The following is a 5,523-nucleotide window of genomic DNA, read 5'->3' on the forward strand; positions in this document are numbered from 1 at the left end:
ACCGTAACGATGGATCGTTGAACGTTCATGGAGTTGGCCAGACAAATGTCGGCGACTTTGGAAAAACTGTGAACGTGCCCTTAACAGCAGTCTTCAAATGGTTGTATTGGCCTTCCTGAACATAGTTCTTAAAAGATGCTAGACAGGTTCTCAACAAACGCCACAGCTTGACCAGTGGCATGATCAATGCCAAAGTTTCGCGCAGCACCGATGCCACGATGGTCATTAAAACCGGTCGCGTGAAAATTAGGGATACCTTTAACAAAATCAGCCACTGTCTGAGCGGTACCATCAGTAGAGGCATCGTCGATGAGCCAAAGTTCAAAATCAATTGTTTGTTGCTGGATACATTTTTAATGTCTCAGGCAGATAATGACCTAAATTGTAAGTTGGCACAACGATGGTTAAATCTAAGTTCGACGTAATTGCCTCCTTGAAGCTCGTTTTGATCATTATCGTCAAATTAACGGAGGCGTCAAATAAAGTGATTCGTTTGTAGAGACATGACTAGCACTGATCATTAAAGAACAAAAGGCAACACAGATAATTGTCCTAAAAAACTGACGATGGCTTGCTGGATGGACACTGTTGAAAAAGAAAAAAGAACAGCAAACTAAAGATGCTACAAAAAATAAAATAAAACGTTTACATTCTGTTCAGATATGGTACAATTTGTTTGTTGATAGGAATATTCAATGTGGATTGTGACTATTTAATTAGGCGAGACCACAAATCGCAGTGCTGATCGCAGCGCGTGATTTGTGGTTTTTTCTTTGCACTGGGAGGTGATGACAACTTGCCAAAAATAGCTCAGATTTTTAACAACAACGTGGCCTTGGTTGATCTAGACAACCGCGGCCAAGCCGTTGTAAGGGGACGTGGCATCGCTTTTCAGAAGAGGCGAGGAGATGTTATTCCGACAAAGCAGATAGAGAAGATCTTTTATCTAGCGAACGAGACTTCCCGACAAAATTTGTACTTTCTCTTAAAAAATATTCCGATTGACGTGGTGACGACTACCTATGAAATTATTGATGTTGCCCAGAAACAATATCGACTGAAAGTACTTGATTATATCTACATTACCTTGAGTGATCATATTTACGAGGCATATAAACGCTATCAGGCAGGGACTTATCAAGAAACAATGGTACCAGATTTTCATATTCAATATCCGGCCGAATATGCGGTGGCTAAACAGGCACTGCAAATCATTGCCACGAACCTTGGCGTTCAGTTTCCACAGTCGGAAATAAAAAATCTGGCGTTGCACTTTATCAACGCTTCCGGCGAAGACGATGGCGAGCAGGTTTTTGGTAAAAGCAATGAAGCCTCACTTAGTCAACTTGTACAAGAAGTGTTGAAGCGTCATCACATTACTCGCTCTCATTCAAATGGCAACTACTATGACCGATTTATGATTCATCTCCAGTATCTCATCGACCGACTGCAGCGTGTTGATACATATGCCGTTACCATTGTCCCTGAGGTTGCCACTGAACTTAAGCAAAACTATCCGCAGTCTTACAAGATTGCCTCAGAAATTTTCGATGAAATTAAGGATCAACTCTATCGCAGTATGAGTGAGGACGAACGACTTTACTTCATCATCCACATTCAGCGATTGATAAACGAAGCACCAGCCCAGAATCATTCACAAAACGATTCATTATAACGCGCTCGCAGTCGTAGAAGCCTACACATAAGGGCTTTGAAGCAATCTACCAAAGATTGGGCCAGTTTGCTTCAAGCACGCTTATGCTTTGGCTTCCAAGCGCTCAGGAGGAAAAGACTCATGAATAAGGTTTTTGATAAATTAAAACCAATTTTTGAAGCCATCGCTGCTAACAAATATATTTCCGCGATTCGTGATGGCTTTATCGCATGTATGCCGATCATCATCTTCTCAAGTATCTTTATGATGGTTGCTTATGTTCCGAACGCTTGGGGGTTTTACTGGCCAGACAACGTAACGAATACGTTGATGGTTGCTTATAACTATTCCATGGGCTTGCTGGCACTGTTTGTGGCGGGAACGACTGGTAAAAACTTGACTGACAGCAAGAACCTTGAATTACCGAAAACAAATCAAATTAATCCAGTGGCCGTCATTGTGGCGTCTGAAATTTCTTTTGTCATTTTGTCGATCTTGCCGCTTAAAACCGGTGTTGACCTGACTTACATGGGGACTCAGGGATTGATCTGCGCTTATATCGTTGGGTTGATCGTGCCAAATATTTACTACGTCTGTATTAAGAACAATGTCACGATTAAATTACCAGCGCAGGTACCAGGTAATATCGCCCAGTCATTTAAAGACCTTATCCCGATGGGCCTTTCTGTGACAGCCTTCTGGCTTTTCGGTGTTGGCTTCAAAGCGGCAACGGGTACTGTATTGCCACGCTGGATCATTCAAGTACTTTCGCCGCTTTTCCAAGCCAGCGATTCTTATCTAGGCTTAGCCCTGATTGCTGGCGCGATGGCTTTCTTCTGGTTCTGTGGTGTCCAAGGCCCATCAATTGTTCAGCCGGCTGTTGTCCCGATTATGATTGCGAATACAGCAGCTAACTTGCAGCAATATCAGGCAGGGCAACATGTCTCGCACGTTTTGGCCATGAACACGATGGACTACGTCATGAATTTTGGTGGAACCGGAGCAACATTGGTGGTACCTTTCATCATGCTGTTTGCGGCCCGATCAGCGCAATTAAAAGCCGTTGGTAAGGTTTCCTTTGTGCCATGCACTTTCGGGGTCAATGAACCTGTTTTGTTTGGAATGCCGATTATCATGAATCCCATTTTCTTCATTCCGTTCTTAGCAACCCCGATCGTGAACGTTTGCTTATTCAAATTCTTTGTGAGTGTACTTGGTATGAACAGTATGATGTACACCATGCCATGGACAGTTCCGGGACCGATTGGGATTTTGATTTCGACTGGGTTTGCCCCGTTGGCTTTCGCCTTTGTTCTACTGACGTTGGTTCTGGACGTTGCGATATACTTCCCATTCATTCGCGTTTATGACAGCACACTCTTAGCTGAAGAAAAAGCTAAGGAAGAGGTCATTGAAGACGACGGCATGGCTGTTCAGGCGAGTGACACAGTGTCACCTTCTATCCCGACTGGTTTGACTGTTGCGACTGCCACAGACGACGATGCGACCCATGTGTTGCCTGAAACAGCCCCATCTGCCCACGGCGAAGCCTATTTCAAACAAAATGAAGTTAATGTTTTAGTGTTGTGTGCTGGTGGTGGAACAAGCGGTATTCTTGCCAACGCGCTAAACAAACTGTCTAAGGAACGCGGTTTAAAGCTCTCGGCCGCCGCCCGCGCTTATGGACAGGATATGGATTTGATCAAAGATATGAACATGGTCATCCTTGCGCCGCAAATGGAAAGCATGAAAGGTAATTTAAAAAAGATCACCGATAAGTATGGCGTCAAGCTGGTCACAACAACTGGTCGGCAATACATTGAATTAACCAACAATGGTGACAAGGCACTTGATTTTGTTGAATCCAATCTTTGAGACACTTAACAGGAGGTTATTAAGCAATGAGTAAACAGCTACCTCAAGATTTTGTAATGGGCGGGGCAACCGCCGCCTATCAAGTCGAAGGAGCCACCAAGGAAGACGGTAAAGGTCGCGTGCTTTGGGACGATTTTCTGGATAAACAGGGGCGGTTCAAGCCCGACCCGGCAGCGGATTTTTATCATCGTTATGATGAAGATTTGGCATTAGCGGAAAAATACGGCCATCAAGTGATTCGGGTGTCAATTGCCTGGTCGCGAATTTTTCCGGATGGTGCCGGGGAAGTTGAGCCACGCGGGGTTGCTTTTTACCACAAGCTCTTCGCGGATTGTGCCGCCCATCATATCGAACCGTTTGTTACGCTACATCATTTTGATACGCCCGAACGCTTGCACGAAGCCGGTGATTGGTTGAGTCAAGAGATGTTGGACGACTTTGTGGCTTATGCGAAGTTTTGCTTTGAAGAATTTTCCGAAGTGAAGTATTGGATCACCATTAATGAACCGACCTCAATGGCCGTTCAACAATATACAAGCGGGACATTCCCGCCTGCCGAGTCTGGACGTTTTGATAAGACGTTCCAAGCTGAACACAATCAAATGGTGGCGCATGCCCGTATCGTTAATCTATATAAGTCAATGCAATTAGGTGGCCAAATTGGAATTGTTCATGCGTTGCAAACTGTTTATCCCTACAGTGATAGCGCTGTGGATCACCATGCCGCCGAGTTACAGGACGCTTTGGAAAATCGATTGTATCTGGATGGCACATTAGCTGGCGAATATCACCAAGAAACTTTGGCGCTCGTGAAGGAAATTCTGGATGCCAATCATCAACCGATGTTTCAATCGACACCGCAGGAAATGAAGGCTATTGATGAAGCGGCCCATCAGTTAGACTTTGTTGGGGTCAATAATTATTTCAGCAAGTGGTTGCGTGCCTATCATGGCAAATCAGAGACCATTCATAATGGCGACGGCACCAAAGGCTCTTCGGTCGCGCGGCTGCAAGGCGTTGGCGAGGAAAAACTCCCAGATGGCATTGAGACGACAGATTGGGATTGGTCGATTTATCCACGAGGAATGTATGACATACTGATGCGGATTCATAATGACTATCCGTTGGTGCCAGTGACCTACGTGACAGAAAATGGTATTGGTCTTAAAGAAAGCTTGCCAGAAAATGCGACCCCTGACACCGTGATTGAAGATCCAAAACGGATTGATTATGTAAAGAAATATCTGTCCGCAATGGCTGATGCTATCCATGATGGCGCAAATGTCAAAGGTTACTTCATCTGGTCACTTCAAGATCAATTTTCTTGGACAAACGGTTACAGTAAACGATATGGTCTGTTCTTCGTTGATTTTCCAACACAAAATCGTTATATCAAACAAAGTGCCGAGTGGTTTAAGTCTGTGAGTGAGACCCACATCATTCCGGATTAAAAAGTTTTTGGCTATTTAGACAGCAAGGATTGAATCGGAGGGAAAACGATGGCTACTAAAGAAGAAATTTCAATGGTTGGTTTTGCACTTGTGGCGTATGCAGGCGATGCTCGAACGGCTGCTGTGCATGCACTTGATGCCGCTGAAGCAGGCGATTTCGATAAGGCAAACGAATTGGTTGAGAAGGCCCAACAGGATATCAATGAAGCCCACAACCAACAGACCCAGCTTCTAAGTCAAGAAGCTGGCGGTGCTGAAATGGATGTCACCTTTATCATGGTTCATGGTCAAGATACGTTGATGACAACCATGTTGCTCATTGATGAAACACGCTACATGATTCGCATGTTTAAGCGGATCAAAGAACTTGAGAACAAGCAGTAAATGAGTCATCATCATTTCTCGATAAAATGATAGTCGAATCGATCAGCATTTCCTCCAAATGACGAACTTTGCTGTTAGCGCGTCCTCAATAATTGAACAGAAGTAACCCAAAAACTAGGCGCGTGGCACATACAGCGCCTAGTTTTTCTATTTCGGAAG

At 44.4% G+C, this 5,523-nt stretch carries 4 protein-coding genes and 2 pseudogenes; 5 read left to right on the top strand and 1 reads right to left on the bottom strand.

The window, feature by feature from the left end:
* Positions 1-7: 7 nt before the first annotated feature.
* Positions 8-142, top strand: a pseudogene (locus GSO_RS17220) (IS5/IS1182 family transposase); the annotation flags it as partial.
* 7 nt (positions 143-149) lie between these two features.
* Here GSO_RS17220 and GSO_RS17225 read toward each other — a convergent pair.
* Positions 150-453, bottom strand: a pseudogene (locus GSO_RS17225) (glycosyltransferase family 2 protein); the annotation flags it as partial.
* A gap of 343 nt (positions 454-796) precedes the next feature.
* Between GSO_RS17225 and lacT the strand changes: the two are divergent.
* The 4 genes from lacT to GSO_RS13885 all read left to right on the top strand — a co-directional run bounded on the left by lacT (position 797) and on the right by GSO_RS13885 (position 5,364).
* Entirely contained in the window at positions 797-1,675 is an 879-nt protein-coding gene (gene lacT / locus GSO_RS13870; protein WP_003589800.1) for a transcription antiterminator LacT, read from the top strand.
* Between the two features lie 120 nt (positions 1,676-1,795).
* On the top strand, positions 1,796-3,529 hold the full coding sequence (locus GSO_RS13875) for a lactose-specific PTS transporter subunit EIIC (RefSeq protein ID WP_003606259.1): 1,734 nt from the start codon (positions 1,796-1,798) through the stop codon (positions 3,527-3,529).
* 26 nt (positions 3,530-3,555) lie between these two features.
* On the top strand, positions 3,556-4,980 hold the full coding sequence (gene lacG / locus GSO_RS13880; protein WP_003589794.1) for a 6-phospho-beta-galactosidase: 1,425 nt from the start codon (positions 3,556-3,558) through the stop codon (positions 4,978-4,980).
* 48 nt (positions 4,981-5,028) lie between these two features.
* A complete protein-coding gene (locus tag GSO_RS13885) occupies positions 5,029-5,364 on the top strand; it encodes a PTS lactose/cellobiose transporter subunit IIA (RefSeq protein WP_003589792.1) in 336 nt (111 codons plus the stop codon).
* The last annotated feature ends 159 nt before the right edge of the window (positions 5,365-5,523 follow it).

Origin of the sequence: Lacticaseibacillus zeae DSM 20178 = KCTC 3804 (assembly GCF_000260435.1) — a bacterium.
In the GTDB taxonomy this organism is placed as follows: Bacteria; Bacillota; Bacilli; order Lactobacillales; family Lactobacillaceae; genus Lacticaseibacillus; species Lacticaseibacillus zeae.

What these genes read in the sequence shown, in the direction of transcription:
- lacG (WP_003589794.1), top strand. Translation starts at nt 3,556, where the DNA reads ATGAGTAAACAGCTACCTCAAGATTTTGTAATGGGCGGGGCAACCGCC.
- GSO_RS13875 (WP_003606259.1), top strand. Translation starts at nt 1,796, where the DNA reads ATGAATAAGGTTTTTGATAAATTAAAACCAATTTTTGAAGCCATCGCT.
- GSO_RS13885 (WP_003589792.1), top strand. Translation starts at nt 5,029, where the DNA reads ATGGCTACTAAAGAAGAAATTTCAATGGTTGGTTTTGCACTTGTGGCG.